We start from the raw sequence: 18,351 nt of genomic DNA, 5'->3' as shown, positions 1-18,351 counted from the left end.
GCTCCAGCGGACAAGCGCCGACACGATCCCTTTGCGGACTGGATCGACACCAAGCCTTGGGACGGGAAAACCCTCCGTGAGCCCCGGACGCTCGAAGCTGCTCGCGCGCGACTGCCTAGCCGCGCTGGCGGAGTGGCTGGAGGATTGATGTGCGCTCCTGCGCAGGCAGGGGCTCACGGGGTTTGCGATTATCCCCCCTTCTCGTCATTCCCGTGAAAACGGGAACCCAGCAGCAACCTGTGAACTGGGTTCCCACCTGCGCGGGAATGACGAAGGTTGGGTTGGGCAGGGCGCATCCACACCCTCTCATCCGGCGGCGAGCCCGGACGTAACGCCGTGGGAAAAGCAGAGGAACCGCGCGGCCGGCAATGCGCCGGGGGCAGTACGGAAGGTTTATCTTGCGAATGGCTTTGGCGCCTGTTCCGCTGCGCGCCAAGGCTCGGCCCTGTCCGGAGCGGCTGGGAAGCGCGGGCGGGCTCGCACGGGGCGCACTTCCATCGCGGCTGATGCCGCGCCATATCCGATCCGGCGGCTGGACCGGCCTTGCGGGGCCTGTCCCTGACGCATGAGCGCCGGCCGCGGTGCGGGAGTGACATTTCCCTGCCGGAAAGCAGGGACACCCGCGAAGGAGGGGAAGGCAAGCCGGCCGAGCCGCACTCCCGGTTCCATATCCTGTTTTGAGATGCAGGATGGGCGTGCATATAACCAAATAGGTTATAAATGTCAAGGGGAGAACCAGCCTCCCCCGCGCCCCTACCGGTCGTCGGTCAGGTCGCGGCGGGCCCGCTTCAGTTCTACCTTGTCTTCCATCACCCGCAGCACACTGATCATCACCAGACCGATGACACTGGCAAGCAGCACCAGCGGCCATTGCCCGGCCCCGCAGGCAATGCCCACCACGGCGGCAAGCCAGAGATTGGCGGCGGTCGTCAGATTATGCAGGCGCCCCTTGCTGAACACGATCAGCCCCGCCCCGATAATGCCCACGAAAGAGCCTGCCGCCTCGAAGATACGCAAGGGGTCCATCCGGCTGCCGGGATTGGGCACGCCAAGCTGGAAATAGAGCGCGATGACCGAAACCGTCATGGTGGCGGCGGCAAAGCACACCAGCCCATGCGTGCGCATTCCCGCCTCATGCCCGCGTATTTCCCGGTCCAGCCCCAGCGCCAGCCCGATCAGCGCAGCCGCCCCCAGCCGCAGCAGCAGATCGCCATCGATCGCACCCAGCGGAATGGCAGGATTGAGCAGCATGGCGCGGCCCTGCCTTGTCAGTCCAGACTGCCCGGCCCGAAGGCGCGGGGAAACAGTTCGGACAGCAGCACGCCTTCCGCCTCTTCCTTGCTGGCGCACCAGATCAGCGGATCGGTGCCGCCCAGATCGGCCAGCTCGAACAATATCTGCCGGCACCGTCCGCAGGGCGCGATCGGCTGCTTGCCCGATCCGATCACCGCGACGGCTTCCAGCCCGCCGCGATGGCCTTCGTTCATCGCCTTGGCCACCGCCATGGCCTCGGCGCAGAGCGACAGGCCATAGCTGGCATTCTCCACATTGGCCCCGGTCACGATCGTGCCGTCGGCAAAGCGCAAAGCCGCGCCCACGCGGAATTTGGAATAGGGCGCATAGGCATTTTCCTGAGCGCGCTTGGCCGCGATCACCAGCTCGTCACGGTCGGAATCGTCGCTCATAACCAGGCACCTTCCCTTTTATGTCATCTTCTCGCCCTTGCTTGGCTTCGCGCGCAAGGACGAACCCGATCAAGGCTGCACAACCACCCAGCGCACCGGCGCCGGGCTCGCTTCGGAGCGTAGCGCGGAATTCGCGGTCCACAAGGTCCATGGCCGCCCGGCATAGTCCGGCTCGAACCGGTCCCGCGTCAGCCAAAGGTTCCGGTCGATCGCTGTGGCAAGGCGATAGCGCCGCTCGAACTCCTCGGAGATCTTCAGCAGCGCGGGCTTGCCCGCATGGCCTTCCACCTGATTGAGGAACGTCATCAGCTCGCTTTCCACTGCCTGATCGCTAACCGGCTTTTCGCATTCGTCGGCCGTTTCATCCAGCTCGATGGCGGGCGGCAGCAGCTTGTCGTCCCGCGGCACGACCGTGACGAAATTGGCCGCCTGCCGGTCTGCCGGGATGCAGGGATCGTAATGATGGACCGCGCCGAATTGCAGCCCCGCCGCGCGCACTGCCGCCAGATTGCGGGCAAAGGCGGGATCGCGCCGGACAGCCCCGCTTGACGCCTCCAGATAGGCGAAATCCGCGCCGATGGCCTTGAAGGCGGCAAAGCTGGTCCGCCCATCCTCCGCGCTGACGAGGATGCCCTGCACGGGATAGGCTTCGCGCTGCGGAGTCCAGTGAATGAACTCCCACCATTGCCAGGCGCCGCCCAGCAGCGCCGCCAGCAACAGCGCCGCCATCACGCGCCAGCGCGTGGGAAATCGCTTCTTTCGGCCCATCGGGGAATCGCCTTTCGCCTGGGAACCCTCCGGCTCCTGCTACCCCTTGATATGCAGCACGCAGATCAGGGTAAAGAGCCGGCGGGCCGTGGGGAAATCCGTTTCCACCTTTCCCTCCAGCCGTTCAAGCAGCAGCCGCGCTGCCTGATCGTGAATGCCGCGCCGCGCCATGTCGATCGTTTCGATCTCCTGCGCGGAAGCCTTGCGGATCGCCTGATAGTAGGAATCGCAGATCGCGAAATATTCGCGGATCGGGCGGCGGAAGCGGGCGAGGCCCAGCAGCAGCGTTTCCACCGGATTGCCCGCATCGTCGGAAATATCCATCGCCAGCCGCCCGTCCTGCACGGAAAGGCGCAGGCGCCAGGGCCCGGTCAGCCCGGCAGCGGCGGCACGCACCGGCTTGAAGCGATTCTCCTCGATCAGGTCGAAGATGGCGACCCGCCGTTCCTGTTCGATATCCGCGTTGCGCCACAGGATCGTCGCCTCGTCGAGATCGATATGGCTGATGCGGTGGTCGTCCATGTTCCCGATCCTTTCGCACCCGGCAGGGGAGGCGGCAAGGAATTTGGAGATGCCCCTCGGCGGCGGGCCGGCCGGGCCGAAGGTTTTTGCTCCATCCCCGATATCCACAAGCCACCATACCCCGTTCCGGCTTGCGCCCCGCCGCCTGCCATGCGCATGAGAGCGCGATGTCCGAAGACCTCCTGATCCGTTCCCCTGCCGCTGCGCCTTCCGAACCGCAGGCCCGCAGCCTGCCAGCCAATATCGAGGCGGAGGCGGCCTTTATCGGCGCGGTCCTGATCGACAATCGCGTGATCGAGGAGCTTTCCACCCCGCTTCGGCCGGACCATTTCTTCGAGCCAGTGCATCAGCGCATCTATGAGCGCATCCTGACCCTGCTGGATCGCGGCGCGGTAGTGACGCCGGTTACCCTGCGCCCCTATTTCGAAGCGGACGAGGCACTGAAGGAACTGGGCGGCGTCGCCTATCTGGCGCGGCTGACGGCGGACGGGCAGGGCCTGCTGGCCCCGCGCGAACTGGCCGCCCAGATCTATGACCTGGCCTTGCTGCGCGAGCTGGTCAACGTCGGCCGCACTCTGGTGGAAGATGCGCTCGACACATCGGAAAGCGTCGAACCGCTCAAGCAGATCGAATATGCCGAAGCCGCGCTCTACAAAGTGGCCGAAGGCGCCGCGACCGCCAACGAGGCTTCCAGCTTCCGCACCGCCACCCATACGGCGCTGAGCCAGATCGAGGCGGCGATCAATTCAGGCGGCCATATCTCGGGCAAGACCACCGGCCTTGTCAGCATCAACGAGAAGATCGGCGGCCTCCACGATTCCGACCTTATCATCCTCGCCGGGCGTCCGGGCATGGGCAAGACCTCGCTCGCCACCAATATCGCCTTCAACTGCGCGGAGCGGCTGCTGAACGACCGCGAGATGGGCATCGAGCAATCGGTGGGCGCGGGCGTGGTGTTCTTCAGCCTGGAAATGAGCGCCGATCAGCTGGCCACGCGTATCCTTGCCGAACAGGCCGAGGTTTCCAGCGAAGCCCTGCGCATGGGCCGCATCAGCCGCGACCAGTTCCAGAAACTGTCCTTCGCCGCGCAGCGCCTTGCCGAACTGCCGCTGTATATCGACGATACGCCCGCCCTTTCCATCGCCGCCCTGCGCGCCCGCGCGCGGCGGCTGAAGCGGCGGCACGATATCGGGCTGATCGTGGTCGACTATCTCCAGCTGTTGCAGGGCACCGGCCGGGGGAACGACAACCGCGTGAATGAAATCTCCGAAATCAGCCGGGGCCTCAAGACACTGGCCAAGGAACTGAGCGTGCCGGTGATTGCCCTGTCCCAGCTCAGCCGTGCGGTGGAACAGCGCGAGGACAAGCGGCCCCAGCTTTCCGACCTTCGCGAATCCGGCTCGATCGAGCAGGACGCCGATATGGTGTGGTTCATCTACCGCGCCGAATATTATCACAACGCCCTGAAGCCCGACGGGCCGGGGCCGAACGGTTTCGCCAATGCTGATGCCGAGGCGAAATATAGTGAGTGGGAACAGCGCCACAGCGATCTGGTGAACCGCGCCACGCTGATCGTGGCCAAGCAGCGCCACGGTTCCACCGGCAATATCCCGCTGCAGTTCCAGAGCGAGATCACCAAATTCTCCGACCTTGCGGAAAGCAGCCGCGCCTACGACGATTACGAGTGAGAATAGGCCTCGTCATTGCGAGGACCCCAGGGACGAAGCAATCCAGAGCGTTGAACGCGGGGCCTGGATTGCCGCGCGGCTTTGCCGCTCGCAATGACGATCAGGAAACCTACAGCCCCAGATTCAGCCTGCGCGTGACGGTGTAGTCCAGCACCGTCACCAGAAACCAGCTCAGGCTCCAGCGGATGCGGCTCCAGGCCGTGCGCCTCTGGCGGTGCAGTTCGCGCGTGACATGGGTGGAATGCGGCACATGCCCCGCGATGAAGCTCCGCATCCTTTCCGCCAGCGCCTTGTCCTCGATCCGCAGCATGATCTCCAGATTGAGATAGAGGCTGCGCATGTCGAAATTGGCCGAGCCGATATAGGTGACATCGTCCACCACGAAGATCTTGGCGTGCAGCTTGCACGGCTCGAATTCGTAGATCTCCACGCCGCGGCGCAACATCCGCCCGTAATTGGCGCGCGCCGCGCCGATCGTGGCGGCATTGTCCGATTTGGCGGCCAGCAGCAGCCGCGCCTCGCCGCGCTGGGCCACCTTGCCGATCCGCTTCACCAGCCCGCGCCGGGGGGAGAAATAGGCGACCATGATGTCCAGCCGCGTTGCCAGGGCGATGTCCACTATCACGCTGCGCGCCCAGGGGCTGAGCGTGCGCGAAGGGCCGCCCACCAGCCAGCGCACCGGGCCGGTGCCCGCCTGCCATTCGCGCACCTGTCGCCGCGCATCCATGAAGGTGACGCGGCGCGAATCGTCGGTCCATGCGTCCAGCAGGTCGAACCAGTCGCACAGGCGCTTCACCGCATCGCCTTCCACCAGCACGCCCAGATCGTTCCAGCCATTCTTTTCCGGCGGGTCGAAATAGGCCTGCTCGATATTGAAGCCGCCGATCATCGCGGCCTCCCCATCGCGGATCGCCATCTTCTGGTGGTTGCGGATCAGATAGCGCACGCCCCAGCGGGAACTGAAACGCTGCACCATGCCGCCGGCCTCGGTCAGCGGGGCCAGAAACTTCGCATCGGCAGTGGAACCGAAATCGTCCACGATCAGCGTCACCGTCACTCCGCGCCGGGCGGCGGCGGCCAGCGCATCGCGCACTTTCTCGGCGCACTGATCCGTGGCGAAGATGTAGTAATAGAGCCGCAACGTATGACGCGCCGCCTCGATCAGCGAAAGCAGCGCCGCCAGCCGGTCTCCGCCCGAAGGGTAGAAAGTGAGTTGCTGGCCCTGCGCGCGAATCGAGAACGGTTCCGGATCGCGATAGGGTGCCGCGCCTTCGGCTCCACCTTCGGGTTCGGGGCGGGCACTCTCCATAAGACAGGCAAAGAGCATAGTGGCCCGGCAGGGGCAAGCCCGCCCCCCGCCCCGTCCCCGCCCCGCTGCGGCCGGGCGGCGGGGCGCTCGGGCGGCATTTCCTTGACTTCCGGCGCCCCTGAACCTAATTGCGGAGCTTTCCCGGCAGATTCATTTTCACTGGAGTGCCCTATGGCGCGCGTTACCGTCGAAGATTGCGTCGACAAGGTTCCCAACCGTTTCGATCTCGTCCTGCTTGCAGCGCAGCGTGCGCGCGAGATTTCCGGCGGTGCGGAGCTGACTGTCGATCGCGACCGGGACAAGAACCCGGTGGTCGCCCTGCGCGAAATCGCGGAAGAGACCGTCCGCCCCCGCGACCTCAAGGAATCGCTCACCCAGTCGCTGCAGCGCGTCCTGCCTGACGATGAGGATGAAGCGGACGAAATCGGTTCGCTGAGCCAGTCGGCCGAGGCGCTGCGCATCACCGCCGCCGCCCCGACCCGCTCGACCTCGATCGGCGCCGATTACGACGGCTGATCTTCCCCACCGAAGATTGCCACGATCAAAGGGCTGCACCGCAAGGTGCGGCCCTTTTGCTTTGGCTATAACATTCGGTTCAAGCGCGATGGCAGAGGTGGTCGATAATGCTGCCCAACCGTCACCCTGAACTTGTTTCAGGGCCCATTTCTCCTGATCGGGCTGCTGATTGTGGGGAGAGATCGGTGCTGAAACAGGTTCAGCATGACGAAGGCGGCCGCAACATGTCTGGCAACCGAAGTGTTCAATGGCCCCACTTCCCATGACCGGCGCGTGACTGCTCATCCATCCTGCTTGAATAGTGTCACCGAAGTGTAACAAAGTATTCTCCTGCATCGCCGCAGGGGGAGAACGACATGGCCGTGATTGCCGTTTACAGCGTGAAGGGGGGCGTGGGCAAAACCACCATCGCCGCCAATCTGGCTTGGCAATCCGCCGTGATCGGAGAGAAGCGCACCCTGTTGTGGGATCTCGACCCCTCAGGCGGAGCGGCCTTTCTGTTCGGGGTGGAACCCAAGACGAAGAAAAAGGGCGCCGTCACCATCTTCCGCGGCAAGGAAGATGCGGAGGCGATGATCCTGCCCAGCGGCTATTGGGGGCTGGACCTGTTGCCCGCCGATGACAGCCTGCGCGGGCTGGAGCACAGCCTGCTGGCGCTGGGCAAGAAGAAGCGGCTGGCAAAGCTGGCGGCGGAATTGTCCGGAAAATATGAGCGCATCGTTCTGGACTGCCCTCCCGTGCTGAACGAGATTTCCGCCCAGGTGATCCGCGCGGCGGATGTTGTGATCGTGCCGCTGCCACCCTCGCCCCTGTCACAGCGGGCATTGCAGGCGATTCGCAAGGAACTGGCTGCCAACCACAAGCAGCATCCCCCGATCCTGCCGGTCCTATCCATGCTCGATGCACGCCGGGGCCTGCACAAGCAGCTTCGGGCAGGCATGCCGGACTGGCCGGTCATCCCGATGAGCAGCGCGATCGAACAGGTGGCGGAACGGCAGGCGCCGCTGGGCAGCTTCGCCCCCACTTCGCCCGGCGCCGTGGCCTTTGCCGAATTGTGGCAAGCAATAGAGGCGAAGCTCGAAGATTTGGGGGCGAGCTAGGCGGCGTGGACCAATTCAATCGTGCGCCTCAAAGTCCGCTGCCAGGCCATTTTTGGCCCAAAAGCTGCCATTCCGGACGCGACAACATTGCGGACGTTTGCACTATCGTCATCCTGAACTTGTTTCAGCATCCATTTCTCCCCACGGACTGCCGCTCAATCCGGTCAAATGGATCCTGAAACAAGTTCAGCATGACGGGTCAGAGCGGTCCCGCCAACCACCCCAATCCGGTCGTTCCTGCGCTCGCATGAGCCCGCCGAAAGCGGCCGGCCGTTAACTTTGGAATTTGTCCACGCCGCCTAGGGCCCAGCCTTCGTTAAGAATTGCTCGTCATTGCGAGCGGCGAAGCCGCGCGGCAATCCAGAGGCAATGTGCATCGCTGGATTGCCACGGGGCCTTCCGCCCTCGCAATGACGTAATAGCAGCAAGGGCAATCGAATGCCCGCGCGCGGATTACTCGGCTGAAGCGGGAGTCTTGTCGTTCACAGCGTCATGCACATCGTCGGAAGCATCGCTGGCGGCATCTTCCGCCGCATCAATGGCCTGTTCCACGCCCTGTGAGGCATCTTCCGCCGCGGAGCCGACCGTGTCGCCCATGGCTTCGGCGGTATCGCCCGCCTGATCCAGCGCCGTATCGGCCTTGTCTTCCGTTTCCTGCGAGCAGGCGGCCAGCGCCAGTGCAAGGATCGGGGCGGCAAGAATCAGCTTCTTCATCGCATTCTCCCTTGTGGGTCTGTTCGGGATTTTTGACAGGGCAGGCACGTCCCGCCCCTGCCTTTAACGGACAAGCGGCGGGCAGGGTTTCCCCACCCGCCGCTTTAGTGGCCCGGCTCGCCCCACCCGCGGGGGTGGAGCGAGCGAAGTGAATCAGGCGCCTTGCGGGGCCGTGCCGCCGGAATAACGCTTGCCCGCCTTGGGAATGGCAGAACCATGCACCGGGCGGACGACTGCCGGGCCCGAGGGCTTTTCAGGGCGGTCGATCTTGCCTTCTTCCAGCAGCTGCGTGATCTCCTCGCCGCTCAGCGTCTCATATTCGAGCAGCGCCTGGGCGAGTAGTTCCAGCTGGTCGCGATGTTCGGTCAGCAGGGTCCGCGCGCGCTCATGCGCGCCGTCCACCAGCCCGCGGATTTCCGCATCGATCAGCTTGTTGGTCTCGTCCGAGGTCATGGTGCGCTGCGTACCGCCCATGCCCAGATAGCCTTCATACTGGTCTTCATACTGGAGCGGGCCGAGCTTGTCGGACATGCCCCATTTGGTGACCATGCTGCGGGCAAGGCTGGTGGCATAGGAAATGTCGGAGCTTGCGCCCGAGCTGACCTTGTCATGCCCGAAGACCAGTTCTTCCGCCACGCGGCCGCCCATGCTGACCGAGAGGTTCGCATGCATCTTGTCACGGTGGTAGGAATAGCTGTCGCGTTCCGGCAGGCGCATCACCATGCCCAGCGCACGGCCGCGCGGGATGATGGTGGCCTTGTGGATCGGATCGGAAGCCGGTTCGTGGACGGAGACGATCGCATGGCCGGCCTCGTGATAGGCGGTCATCTTCTTCTCTTCCTCGGTCATCACCATGGAGCGGCGTTCCGCCCCCATCATGACCTTGTCCTTGGCGTCCTCGAATTCCTGCATGGCGACCAGGCGCTTGTTGCGCCGCGCGGCCAGCAGGGCAGCCTCGTTCACGAGATTGGCGAGGTCCGCGCCGGAAAAGCCCGGCGTGCCGCGCGCAATGGTGCGCGGATTGACGTCGGGCGCCAGCGGCACCTTCTTCATATGGACCGAAAGGATCTTCTCGCGACCTTCGATGTCCGGGATCGGCACCACGACCTGCCGGTCGAAACGGCCGGGGCGCAGCAGCGCCGGGTCCAGCACGTCGGGCCGGTTGGTGGCCGCGATGATGATGATGCCTTCATTGGCCTCGAAGCCGTCCATCTCCACCAGGAGCTGGTTCAGCGTCTGCTCGCGCTCGTCATTCGAATTGCCGAGGCCATGGCCGCGATGGCGGCCCACGGCGTCAATTTCGTCGATGAAGACGATGCAGGGCGCGTTCTTCTTGGCCTGTTCGAACATGTCGCGCACGCGGCTGGCGCCGACGCCCACGAACATCTCGACGAAGTCCGAACCGGAAATGGTGAAGAAGGGCACGCCCGCTTCACCCGCAATCGCGCGGGCAAGCAGGGTCTTGCCGGTGCCGGGCGAACCGACCAGCAGCGCGCCCTTGGGAATCTGGCCGCCAAGCTTGGAGAAGCGCTGCGGGTCTTTCAGGAACTCGACGATTTCCTGAAGTTCCTCACGCGCTTCGTCGATGCCGGCGACATCGTCAAAGGTCACGCGGCCATGGCGTTCGGTCAGCAGCTTGGCCTTGGACTTGCCGAAGCCCATCGCGCCCGAACCGCCGCCCTTCTGCATCTGGCGCAGTGCGAAATAGGCGACGCCCAGAATCAGCAGGAACGGCAGCGCATTCACCAGAATGGCAAGCAGCAGGTTCGGCTCCGCCGGGGCGGCGCCTTCATACTTCACGCCGTTCGCTTCCAGCAGGCGCGGCAGATCGGTGTCATTCGCCACCGGAACGGTTGTGAATGGCTCCTTGTTCTTGAGAATGCCGGAAATCCGCTCCGGCCCGATCTGCACACGCTCCACGCTGCCTTCGGCAACCTTGGCGCGGAAATCGGAATAGGCCATCGAACTGCCCTGCTGGGCAGAGCCGCCGCCTAACATCGAAACGATCAGCAGCAGGGCCAGGAAAATCCCGCCCCATACGGCGAGATTCTTGATCCAGGGATTGCCACCCGGCTCGCGATCGGGGTCGCGGTTGGGATCGGGTCCGTCACTCATCGGTAAGTCCTGCCTTTCAACTTCCGATTATGTAGGAAGCAGGGGCCGAATGGCAAGCTGAGCTGTGCCATTGGGCATTTTGTCCGCCCGCTATGTCGCAACCGGTGTCGCATCAAGCAGCCGGTTCATAGCCGCGTTCACCGTTGCGGGTCACTTCGATGCGGCAGATCAGCCCGTCGCGCAGCGTATATTGGGCGATCACCGGGGCGATGATCACATCGCCCTTGCGCATGGGCCCCAGCACGCAATCGGGCGCATCGCGCAGGGCCGTGAAACGGCTGGTGGCCACGGCGCGGATATGATGATCGCTGGCCTCGATGCTTTCGAAGATCACTTCCTCGCGAATGTCCTGAAACACCGGGCGGTAGAAATCGACAATGGCCTGCTTGCCTTCGAACGTACCGAAGGAGTGGAGGCTGAACACGACATCGTCAGTGTAGAATTTGGGCCAGCGAACGAAATCCGCCGCCGAAAAAGCCGCGCCATAGGCCCGGAAGGCCGCGATCTGGCTGGCATGGGCGCCAAGGCGCGGCAGCTTGCTGACCCCCTGTTCGGGTGGCCAGACCATGGTCTTCAGCTCCACGATCTTGCCGTGATCGTCCAGGCGATAGCTGGCGAAGAACTTCACCGTGATGAGATCGCCGGGGAACATGGGGCCGAAAGGGAAATCGGGCCGTTCCTTGCTGGCGTGGAAATCCATGTCCACTTCGGCAAACAGCAGTCTTTCGTCCGAAATCACCGCCTGCGGGCGGATCACTTCACGCACGCCGTCATGCGCCCAGGCCAGGAATTCGCGCAGCCCCTGCTTGCCATGGCGCGCGCCGCTGGCGCTCAGCATCACGCAATCATCGGCATAGAAGCGCCGGATCACTTCCTCATCATCGCCGGTGTTGAACAGGCCCACATAGGCTGCGTAATCGAGCATTGGCTTCTCTCCCCTTTTTCACACTATCGCCGCGCTATCCGAATATGGAAAGCGCCGGCGCAATCGCGTGCTTGCGGGGAAGCGGCGCTTGTTGCATTGCCGGGCGCGAAACTGGACTCGCAGGCAAAGGCAAACGGTACTGGCATGGCGAAACGCGACCCGCTGAACGGAAAACTGGTAGTGCTGCTGGGCGGCACGGGCTTTGTTGGCACGCATCTGGCGCAGGATCTGCTGGCACGCGGCGCACGCCTGCGCATCGCCAGCCGCCACCCGGAACGCGCCTACAAGCTGAAGCCGCTGGGCAATCTGGGCCAGATCCAGTTCGTCGCCTGCGATGTGACCAAGCCTGACACCATTCGCGCGGTGCTGACCGGGGCGGATGCCGCCATCTATCTGGTCGGTTCCTTCAGCGGCAATCTGGCTTCCATTCAGGCCAAGGGCGCCGGCACTGCCGCGCAGGCCGCCGCCGAAGCGGGGCTGGAAAGCTTCGTGCTGGTTTCCGCGCTGGGCGCCGATGCCGCCTCCGAAGCTGCCTATGCCCGCACCAAGGCGGAAGGCGAAGCCGCCGTGATCGCCGCCTTCCCGAAGGCCACGATCATCCGCCCCGGCGTGCTGTTTGCCGAAGACGACAAGTTCGTGAACCTGTTTGCCGGGCTGATTTCCGCTTTCCCGGTCCTGCCGGTGTTCGGACCGGAGGCGAAGGTGCAGCCGCTGTGGGTGGACGATGCCGCGCAGGCCATCGGCAATGCGCTGGGCGATCCGAAGACGCATGGCGGCAAGACCTATGAGATCGCCGGTCCCGAAGCGATCACCATGGGCCAGCTTCACCGCATGATCGCCAAGGGACAGGAACGCAGCCCCCTGCTGCTGGATATGCCCGATGCGATGTCCGCGCTGTTCGCCGCCCTGCCCGGCACGCCGATGAATCGCGATCAGTGGATCATGCTCAAATCGGGCAGTGTTCCTTCCGGCAAGCTGCCGGGCCTCAAGGCGCTGGGCGTCGTGCCCAAGCCGCTGGATCTGTTCATGGACAAATGGATGGTCCGCTATCGCAAGCATGGCCGCTTCGGCACGAAGATCAGCGCGGTGAAGCACACCGAAGGCTGATGGACTGAACTGGGGGCGGCGCGCCCGCCTCTCAATTCTGCAATTCCCCTTCAATCCCCCGATTGTGCGCGCCGCTCCAAAGGCTTAATGAGAGCGCATAAGGCACCGCGCAGCAGCGGGCCGTTCGCACGCAAATGCCGGACGGGGGCAATAACCGGTCCGGGCTGGGATGAGGGGAATATCATGAAACGGGTCATTGGTCTGGCAATGGGTGCCGCGCTTGCCTGCACGGGCGCGATGGTTGCGGCGCAAAACGATACTACGCCTGCGCCCCCCGCCGCTCCGGCAGCTCCGGCAGCCCCTTCCGAGAATGAAGGCGATGCGCCCAAGCCCGCGCCCAGCGCTTTCCTGCCCACTCCGCTGGGGGCAGGTCCGTGGGATTTCCAGACCGAAAAGGCCAAGGTCCATGTGGAAGTCGTCACCAAGGGGCTGGAACGCCCCTGGGGCATGGCCTTCCTGCCAGGTGGCGACATGCTGGTGACCGAGCGGCCGGGCCGCCTGCGCATCGTCAGCAAGGCCGGTGTGCTGGATCCCACGCCGATCGCGGGCCTGCCGGAAATCTATAATGTCGGCCTCGCCGGGCTGATGGACGTGGTGCTGCACCCCAATTTCGCGAAGAATCGCCTGATCTATCTCAGCTATTCCAAGGCCGATCCGGCCGATCCGAAGAACACCACCCTGGCCGTTCTGCGCGCCAAGTGGGACGGTAGCCACCAATTGTCCGACGTGAAGGACATTTTCGTGGCCGATGCCTGGTTCGGCAAGGAGCCGGTGCCGGCCCGATGCTGCGGCCAGGGTCCGGTCTATGGCAGCTATGGCGGGCGCATGGCCTTTGACGGCGAAGGATACCTCTTCATCGCCAGCGGCGAGCGCAATTATGGCGAAATGGCGCAGAAGTCCGACAATCATTTCGGCAAGATCCTGCGCCTCAACGATGACGGCTCCGTGCCGGATGACAATCCCTATGTTGGCGACAAGGACTGGAAGCCGGAAATCTGGACCACGGGCCACCGCAACCCCACGGGCCTGACGGTCGATCCCGATTTCGGCGAGATCTGGTCCACCGAATTCGGCCCACGCGGCGGCGACGAGCTGAACCGCATCCAGCGCGGCCAGAATTACGGCTGGATGGATGTCACCCAGGGCCATCATTATGACGATACGCCCGCCAAGTTCATCAAGGGCGAGGCAGGCTTTGTCGATCCGCTGGCCGTCTGGGGCCCGCCTTCGTCCAATCCGGGCAATTTGACCTTCTATCACGGCCGCAAGTTCCCCGGCTGGGACGGCAATCTGATCATCGCCATGATGAACAAGTCGCTGGTCCGCGTGGAATTCGATGCCAAGGGCAATCCTTCCGGCAAGCAGGAAGCGATGCTGCAGGACCTCAAGCAGCGCCTGCGCGATGTGCGGCAGGGCCCGGACGGCAATCTCTACATTCTCACGGACGAGAAAGAAGGCGCGATGCTGCGGCTGACGCCCGGCAAGTAAGCGTTTCTGCCCGATGCTCCTCTCCCTCCGGGGGAGGAGCGGGCTTCGCCTCACCGGCACATCCTTACATGCCCCAAAGGCAAGCCGCCTAATCGCCTTGCCTTTGGAACCACGCCCAGCCATCTCTGCGTGCCCTCCATGCAGAGCCCGTAACCATGCGCGCGTTCCACCTGATCCTGGCCAATAATCTGGTTCAGAACATCACCAATTTCACCGTGTGGTTCGCGCTGGTGTTCTGGGTGTTTCTGGAAACGCAGTCCGTTTTCGCCACCGGGATGATCGGCGGCATCTATCTGGTATTCACGGCCGCCGGGGCGATCTGGTTCGGCAGCCTGGTGGACCATCATCGCAAGAGATCGGTGATGCTGATCTCCAGCGCGGCGTCCTTCGCGCTCTATGCGGCATCGCTGGGCGCGCTGGCCCTGGTGCCCGAACGTGCCTTCGAGGATGTCTATGGCGCGCAGCTATGGCTGTTCGTGCTGCTGGTGATGGCAGGCGTGATCGCGGGCAATATCCGCATGATCGCCCTGCCCACGCTGGTTACGGCGATGATCCCGGAAAATAGGCGTGACAAGGCCAATGGGCTGGTCGGCATGGTGACGGGGGTGGGCTTCGTCATCACATCGGCGATCAGCGGCTTTCTGGTGGCCTGGGGCGGAATGCTGGCGACGCTGATCTTCGCGCTGGTGCTGACGACAATCGCCTTCCTTCACCTGCTGGCCTTGCGGCTGGACGAGCCGGCGCCGCAATCCGAGGTTTCCGGCGAACCGCGCCGGATCGACCTGCGCGGCACGGTGCGGATCGTGGGCGCGGTGCCCGGCCTGTTCGCGCTGATCGGCTTTTCCGCCTTCAACAATCTGCTGGGCGGCGTGTTCATGGCGCTGATGGACGGATACGGCCTGTCGCTGATGGAAGTGGAGGAATGGGGCATGTTGTGGGCCTTCGTTTCCTGCGCCTTCATTCTGGCCGGAATGGCGATTGCCCGCTGGGGCCTGGGGCCGCGCCCCTTGCGCACCCTTCTGCTGGTGAACCTGATCATCTGGACCGTGGCGGCGGTCTTCACGCTTCAGTCGTCGATCCCGATGCTGATCGTGGCCTGCCTGATCTGGCTGTTCCTCAACCCCTATGCGGAGGCGGCGGAGCAGACGGCGCTGCAACGCGTCGTCCCGTTCGAGCGGCAGGGGCGCGTCTTCGGTTTCGCGCAATCGGTGGAGCAGGCGGCATCGCCCTTCACCGCCTTCCTGATCGGCCCGCTGACCCAGTTCGTGTTTATCCCGCTGATGACCACGGGCGCGGGGGCTCAGGCCATCGGCCACTGGTATGGCACCGGGCCCGAACGCGGCATGGCGGTGGTGTTCACGGTAACCGGCATACTGGGCGTGGTGATGACGCTGATCGCCTTCAACTCACGCCAGTATCGCCTGTTGTCCCGCGCTTACGAGGCGGGCGGGGGAACCGCGTCGCCTTCGCTGTCGGCCCAGTAGAGCCGCATCGGATTGGCCACCAGCAGCTTGTGCTGCAGTTCCGCCGTGGGTGCGATCCGGGGGATCATGTCCACCAGATGGCCATCGTCGGGAATCTTGTCCTGCATATTGGGATGCGGCCAGTCCGTGCCCCAGATGCAGCGATCCGAATAATCCGCCACCAGCGGCGCCACGGCTTCGGCAAAGGCATTCCACGGATCGCCGGTGCCATCCAGCCGGTCGGGGCAGGTGGGCTTGAAGTGAATGTCCGGGCGGCTTTCCAGCAGGCGGCGGAACGCCTTCATATCGGCGCCGTCCGGGCCCTGGGTCACGTCGGGGCGGCCCATATGGTCGATCACGATCGGCACGGGGATGGCGTCCATGAAGGGGCGCAGATCTTCCAGAATGTCCGCCTCGAAATAGATCACCACATGCCAGCCTGCGGGCAGGCGCCTGGCCACTTCAAGGAACTTGTCCTTCGGCGCATCGTCCACCAGCCGCTTGAGGAAGTTGAAGCGGATGCCGCGCATGCCGCCATCATGCAGCATGTGCAGATCTTCCTCGGGAATGGCCGGATCGACCACCGCCACGCCGCGCGCCTTGCCGTTGGAAGCCGCAATGGCATGGAGCGTGGCGGAATTATCGGTGCCGTGGCAGCTGGCCTGCACGATCACATTTTTGTCGAAGCCCAGATGATCGCGCAGCGAGAACAGCATTTCCGGGCCGGCATCCTCGGGCAGATACTTCGCCTTCGCACTGAAGGGGAACTGCGCCATCGGGCCGAACACATGGCAATGCGCATCTACCGCGCCCGGGGGCGGAGTGAACTTCGGCTTGGAGGGGTTGGCATGCCAGCTGATGATGCGATCGGTCATCTTTTCCACTTTCGTCATCCCCGCGCAGGCGGGGATCCAGTTTGCTTCCCCTCGCCATCTGGATTCCCGCCTTCGCGGGAATGACGAGGATGATTGAATCAGGCGAACACCACCCCGTCCATCAACTTGCGCGCGGTGCGCAGCAGGGCGGAGCTGGTGACTTCCCCGGCGTCGTTCACTTCCAGCACACAACTCATTTCCCCGGTGGGATGTTCCACCGACAGGGTCTTGCGGCTGCCTTCGGGAAGCTGTGCCACATCGTTGGCGGGCGAACCCTTGAGCAGGCTGGCCGTCGCCACGCTGACCGCGGCGAGCACGCCGATGGTCGCATGGGCGCGATGGGGAATGAAGCTGCGGGTGTTGATCGCCCCGCCATTCTTCGGCGGCGAGACGAGAAACATCTTCGGGACGGACTTTTCCTTCACGTCGCCCAGATTCATCAGCGGCCCGGCGGCAAGGCGGATGCCTTCGATCTTCGCGCGGATCGCGGCAAAGCCTTCACCCTCCAGCTCCTCGCGGGTTTCATAGCCGGTCGCGCCAAGGTCTTGCGCCTTCATCACGATGCAGGGCATGCCATTGTCGATCAGCGTGCAAGCCACGCCCTCGATCACATCCACCACATTGCCCGTGGGCAGCAGCGCCCCGCAGGAAGAACCGGCGGTGTCGCGGAATTCCAGCGGAATCGGCGCATGGGTGCCGGGGACGCCATCGATCCGGGCATCGCCCTTGTAGCTGACCACACCGCCCGGCGTCTGCACTGTGGCGACGGCGGCCTGGCCGGTGTTCTCCATGAAGATCGAGACCTTGGTCTCGTCCCCCGTGGCGGATACCAGACCCCGCTCGATGGCGAAGGGGCCGATGCCCGCAAGGATATTGCCGCAATTCTGCGCATCGGTGACGATGGCCTGATCGACGAAGACCTGCAGGAACAGGTAATCGACATCGATCCCTTCCCGCTTGCTCTTCTTCACCACGGCTACCTTGCTGGTCAGCGGATCGGCGCCGCCCATGCCATCGATCTGGCGCGGATCGGGGCTGCCCATCACGCCGAGCAGGAAGGCATCGCGCTCAGCCACATCGGCGGGCAGGTCGCTGGCGAGGAAGTACCCCCCCTTGGAGGTACCCCCACGCATCCACATGACGGGTGCCGATTTCATGTCAGATCCACTTCAGGCCCATGTCGATCAGCTTCTGGCGGAAGCCGTACATGTCGAGGCCCAGTTCGCCCGAAGCGAGTCGTTGGCGCTTGGAACCTTCATTGGCTTCGCGGGCGCGGGCCTTTTCCAGCACCATGGCGGCATCGGCGCGCTTGACCACGCAGACGCCGTCATCATCGGCCACGATCACGTCGCCCGGCTCGATATAGGCACCGGCGCAGACCACCGGCACGTTCACGCTGCCGAGGCTCGCCTTGATCGTGCCCTGCGCGAAGACGCGCTTGGACCAGACGGGGAAGTCCATCTCGGTCAGGTCGCGCACGTCGCGCACGCCGGCGTCGATGATCAGGCCCTTCACGCCCCGCGCCTGCGCGCTGGTGGCCAGAAGATCGCCGAAATAGCCGTCTTCACAAGGGGAAGTCGGCGCGATCACCAGAATGTCGCCATCCCGGCACTGCTCGATCGCGGCGTGGACCATGTAATTGTCGCCCGGGGGCACGCTGATCGTCACGGCCGAAGCGCCGATGCGCGCGCCGGAATAGATCGGGCGCATATAGCTGGCGAGCAGGCCGGTGCGGCCCTGCGACTCATGCACCGTGGCGACGCCGCAGGCGCCCAGTCCTTCGACCACCTCGCGTTCCGCACGCTCGATATTCTGGACGACGACTCCGCTCATCTTCGGCTCTCCCTTTTGGAAATGGTGCCCTTGGGTTGAAAATCCACCCGCGTTGAAAATACACTCGGGCGATAAAACGCAAGGCGGCGCTTGCATCCGGCAGCGGCCCCGCGTCAAGCCTTGCTTGGGCGAATGGCCTTGGGTGGGCGAATGGAGGTGCCTGCGGACTTGTCCGCCGACTTGCCCCTCAACTTGCCCCTCAACTTGTAAGTAACACATACATTCGATAGATCGCCCGCCAGA

Annotated in this window: 17 protein-coding genes; 6 read left to right on the top strand and 11 right to left on the bottom strand. The window is 64.1% G+C overall.

Annotated features, from left to right (window positions below):
• Positions 1 to 753: 753 nt before the first annotated feature.
• The 4 genes from H0274_RS10705 to H0274_RS10690 all read right to left on the bottom strand — a co-directional run bounded on the left by H0274_RS10705 (position 754) and on the right by H0274_RS10690 (position 2,975).
• Positions 754 to 1,251 (bottom strand): MgtC/SapB family protein, encoded by a 498-nt coding sequence (locus tag H0274_RS10705; protein WP_226795334.1) that lies wholly within the window; start codon positions 1,249 to 1,251, stop codon positions 754 to 756.
• Positions 1,252 to 1,268: 17 nt separating this feature from the next.
• On the bottom strand, positions 1,269 to 1,685 hold the full coding sequence (locus H0274_RS10700) for a cytidine deaminase (RefSeq protein ID WP_226795332.1): 417 nt from the start codon (positions 1,683 to 1,685) through the stop codon (positions 1,269 to 1,271).
• Positions 1,686 to 1,754: 69 nt separating this feature from the next.
• Positions 1,755 to 2,453, bottom strand: coding sequence for a glycoside hydrolase family 25 protein (locus tag H0274_RS10695; RefSeq protein WP_226795330.1), 699 nt, complete (start codon positions 2,451 to 2,453; stop codon positions 1,755 to 1,757).
• A gap of 39 nt (positions 2,454 to 2,492) precedes the next feature.
• Positions 2,493 to 2,975: a UPF0262 family protein gene (locus H0274_RS10690; protein ID WP_226795328.1), complete on the bottom strand. Its 483-nt coding sequence runs from the start codon at positions 2,973 to 2,975 to the stop codon at positions 2,493 to 2,495.
• A gap of 167 nt (positions 2,976 to 3,142) precedes the next feature.
• Between H0274_RS10690 and H0274_RS10685 the strand changes: the two genes are divergently transcribed.
• Positions 3,143 to 4,663 (top strand): replicative DNA helicase, encoded by a 1,521-nt coding sequence (locus H0274_RS10685; protein WP_226795326.1) that lies wholly within the window; start codon positions 3,143 to 3,145, stop codon positions 4,661 to 4,663.
• 109 nt (positions 4,664 to 4,772) lie between these two features.
• On the opposite strand, the gene H0274_RS10680 is transcribed toward H0274_RS10685, so the two are convergent.
• Positions 4,773 to 5,972: a phospholipase D-like domain-containing protein gene (locus tag H0274_RS10680; RefSeq protein WP_226795324.1), complete on the bottom strand. Its 1,200-nt coding sequence runs from the start codon at positions 5,970 to 5,972 to the stop codon at positions 4,773 to 4,775.
• 171 nt (positions 5,973 to 6,143) lie between these two features.
• On the opposite strand from H0274_RS10680, the gene rpoZ reads away from it, so the two are divergent.
• Together rpoZ and H0274_RS10670 are read left to right on the top strand one after the other, a co-directional pair.
• Entirely contained in the window at positions 6,144 to 6,488 is a 345-nt protein-coding gene (gene rpoZ, locus H0274_RS10675) for a DNA-directed RNA polymerase subunit omega (protein WP_226795322.1), read from the top strand.
• A gap of 356 nt (positions 6,489 to 6,844) precedes the next feature.
• Positions 6,845 to 7,588, top strand: a complete 744-nt coding sequence (locus H0274_RS10670) for a ParA family protein (RefSeq protein WP_226795319.1) — start codon at positions 6,845 to 6,847, stop codon at positions 7,586 to 7,588.
• A 453-nt stretch (positions 7,589 to 8,041) separates the two neighbouring features.
• Here H0274_RS10670 and H0274_RS10665 read toward each other — a convergent pair whose 3' ends face one another.
• The 3 genes from H0274_RS10665 to H0274_RS10655 form a co-directional block, all read right to left on the bottom strand.
• Positions 8,042 to 8,302, bottom strand: a complete 261-nt coding sequence (locus tag H0274_RS10665; protein ID WP_226795317.1) for a hypothetical protein — start codon at positions 8,300 to 8,302, stop codon at positions 8,042 to 8,044.
• A 153-nt stretch (positions 8,303 to 8,455) separates the two neighbouring features.
• A complete protein-coding gene (ftsH, locus tag H0274_RS10660) occupies positions 8,456 to 10,417 on the bottom strand; it encodes an ATP-dependent zinc metalloprotease FtsH (protein WP_226795316.1) in 1,962 nt (653 codons plus the stop codon).
• Positions 10,418 to 10,529: 112 nt separating this feature from the next.
• Positions 10,530 to 11,342: a nuclear transport factor 2 family protein gene (locus tag H0274_RS10655; RefSeq protein ID WP_226795315.1), complete on the bottom strand. Its 813-nt coding sequence runs from the start codon at positions 11,340 to 11,342 to the stop codon at positions 10,530 to 10,532.
• Between the two features lie 144 nt (positions 11,343 to 11,486).
• Between H0274_RS10655 and H0274_RS10650 the strand changes: the two genes are divergently transcribed.
• The 3 genes from H0274_RS10650 (at position 11,487) to H0274_RS10640 (ending at position 15,421) form a co-directional block, all read left to right on the top strand.
• The gene (locus H0274_RS10650; protein ID WP_226795314.1) at positions 11,487 to 12,449 is read left to right on the top strand and encodes a complex I NDUFA9 subunit family protein; all 963 of its coding nucleotides are present in this window, start codon (positions 11,487 to 11,489) and stop codon (positions 12,447 to 12,449) included.
• Between the two features lie 183 nt (positions 12,450 to 12,632).
• Positions 12,633 to 13,937 carry a PQQ-dependent sugar dehydrogenase gene (locus H0274_RS10645; RefSeq protein WP_226795313.1) on the top strand — a complete coding sequence of 435 codons (1,305 nt, stop codon included), beginning with the start codon at positions 12,633 to 12,635 and terminating at the stop codon, positions 13,935 to 13,937.
• Positions 13,938 to 14,092: 155 nt separating this feature from the next.
• On the top strand, positions 14,093 to 15,421 hold the full coding sequence (locus H0274_RS10640; RefSeq protein ID WP_226795312.1) for an MFS transporter: 1,329 nt from the start codon (positions 14,093 to 14,095) through the stop codon (positions 15,419 to 15,421).
• Here the strand turns inward: H0274_RS10640 and H0274_RS10635 are convergent.
• The 3 genes from H0274_RS10635 to ligK all read right to left on the bottom strand — a co-directional run bounded on the left by H0274_RS10635 (position 15,373) and on the right by ligK (position 18,108).
• Positions 15,373 to 16,275, bottom strand: a complete 903-nt coding sequence (locus H0274_RS10635; protein ID WP_226795705.1) for an amidohydrolase family protein — start codon at positions 16,273 to 16,275, stop codon at positions 15,373 to 15,375. The two genes, H0274_RS10640 and H0274_RS10635, sit on opposite strands and share 49 nt — an antisense overlap.
• Before the next feature lie 98 nt (positions 16,276 to 16,373).
• Positions 16,374 to 17,432, bottom strand: a complete 1,059-nt coding sequence (locus H0274_RS10630) for a 4-oxalomesaconate tautomerase (RefSeq protein WP_226795311.1) — start codon at positions 17,430 to 17,432, stop codon at positions 16,374 to 16,376.
• A 1-nt stretch (position 17,433) separates the two neighbouring features.
• The gene (gene ligK / locus H0274_RS10625; RefSeq protein WP_226795310.1) at positions 17,434 to 18,108 is read right to left on the bottom strand and encodes a 4-carboxy-4-hydroxy-2-oxoadipate aldolase/oxaloacetate decarboxylase; all 675 of its coding nucleotides are present in this window, start codon (positions 18,106 to 18,108) and stop codon (positions 17,434 to 17,436) included.
• Positions 18,109 to 18,351 lie beyond the last annotated feature (243 nt).

Origin of the sequence: Fulverythrobacter ferritrahens, from assembly GCF_020539485.1 — a bacterium.
In the GTDB taxonomy this organism is placed as follows: Bacteria; Pseudomonadota; Alphaproteobacteria; order Sphingomonadales; family Sphingomonadaceae; genus Andeanibacterium; species Andeanibacterium ferritrahens.
Note: the sequence above shows the minus strand (reverse complement) of the source record. Positions and strands in the feature narration are given on the sequence as shown.

Excerpts from the sequence above, each read along its gene's own strand:
- H0274_RS10695 (WP_226795330.1), bottom strand. The coding sequence starts at position 2,453 with ATGGGCCGAAAGAAGCGATTTCCCACGCGCTGGCGCGTGATGGCGGCG.
- ligK (WP_226795310.1), bottom strand. The coding sequence starts at position 18,108 with ATGAGCGGAGTCGTCGTCCAGAATATCGAGCGTGCGGAACGCGAGGTG.
- H0274_RS10640 (WP_226795312.1), top strand. The coding sequence starts at position 14,093 with ATGCGCGCGTTCCACCTGATCCTGGCCAATAATCTGGTTCAGAACATC.
- H0274_RS10705 (WP_226795334.1), bottom strand. The coding sequence starts at position 1,251 with ATGCTGCTCAATCCTGCCATTCCGCTGGGTGCGATCGATGGCGATCTG.
- H0274_RS10630 (WP_226795311.1), bottom strand. The coding sequence starts at position 17,432 with ATGAAATCGGCACCCGTCATGTGGATGCGTGGGGGTACCTCCAAGGGG.
- H0274_RS10680 (WP_226795324.1), bottom strand. The coding sequence starts at position 5,972 with ATGGAGAGTGCCCGCCCCGAACCCGAAGGTGGAGCCGAAGGCGCGGCA.
- H0274_RS10700 (WP_226795332.1), bottom strand. The coding sequence starts at position 1,685 with ATGAGCGACGATTCCGACCGTGACGAGCTGGTGATCGCGGCCAAGCGC.
- H0274_RS10645 (WP_226795313.1), top strand. The coding sequence starts at position 12,633 with ATGAAACGGGTCATTGGTCTGGCAATGGGTGCCGCGCTTGCCTGCACG.
- H0274_RS10635 (WP_226795705.1), bottom strand. The coding sequence starts at position 16,275 with ATGACCGATCGCATCATCAGCTGGCATGCCAACCCCTCCAAGCCGAAG.
- rpoZ (WP_226795322.1), top strand. The coding sequence starts at position 6,144 with ATGGCGCGCGTTACCGTCGAAGATTGCGTCGACAAGGTTCCCAACCGT.
- H0274_RS10655 (WP_226795315.1), bottom strand. The coding sequence starts at position 11,342 with ATGCTCGATTACGCAGCCTATGTGGGCCTGTTCAACACCGGCGATGAT.
- ftsH (WP_226795316.1), bottom strand. The coding sequence starts at position 10,417 with ATGAGTGACGGACCCGATCCCAACCGCGACCCCGATCGCGAGCCGGGT.
- H0274_RS10650 (WP_226795314.1), top strand. The coding sequence starts at position 11,487 with ATGGCGAAACGCGACCCGCTGAACGGAAAACTGGTAGTGCTGCTGGGC.
- H0274_RS10670 (WP_226795319.1), top strand. The coding sequence starts at position 6,845 with ATGGCCGTGATTGCCGTTTACAGCGTGAAGGGGGGCGTGGGCAAAACC.
- H0274_RS10685 (WP_226795326.1), top strand. The coding sequence starts at position 3,143 with ATGTCCGAAGACCTCCTGATCCGTTCCCCTGCCGCTGCGCCTTCCGAA.
- H0274_RS10665 (WP_226795317.1), bottom strand. The coding sequence starts at position 8,302 with ATGAAGAAGCTGATTCTTGCCGCCCCGATCCTTGCACTGGCGCTGGCC.
- H0274_RS10690 (WP_226795328.1), bottom strand. The coding sequence starts at position 2,975 with ATGGACGACCACCGCATCAGCCATATCGATCTCGACGAGGCGACGATC.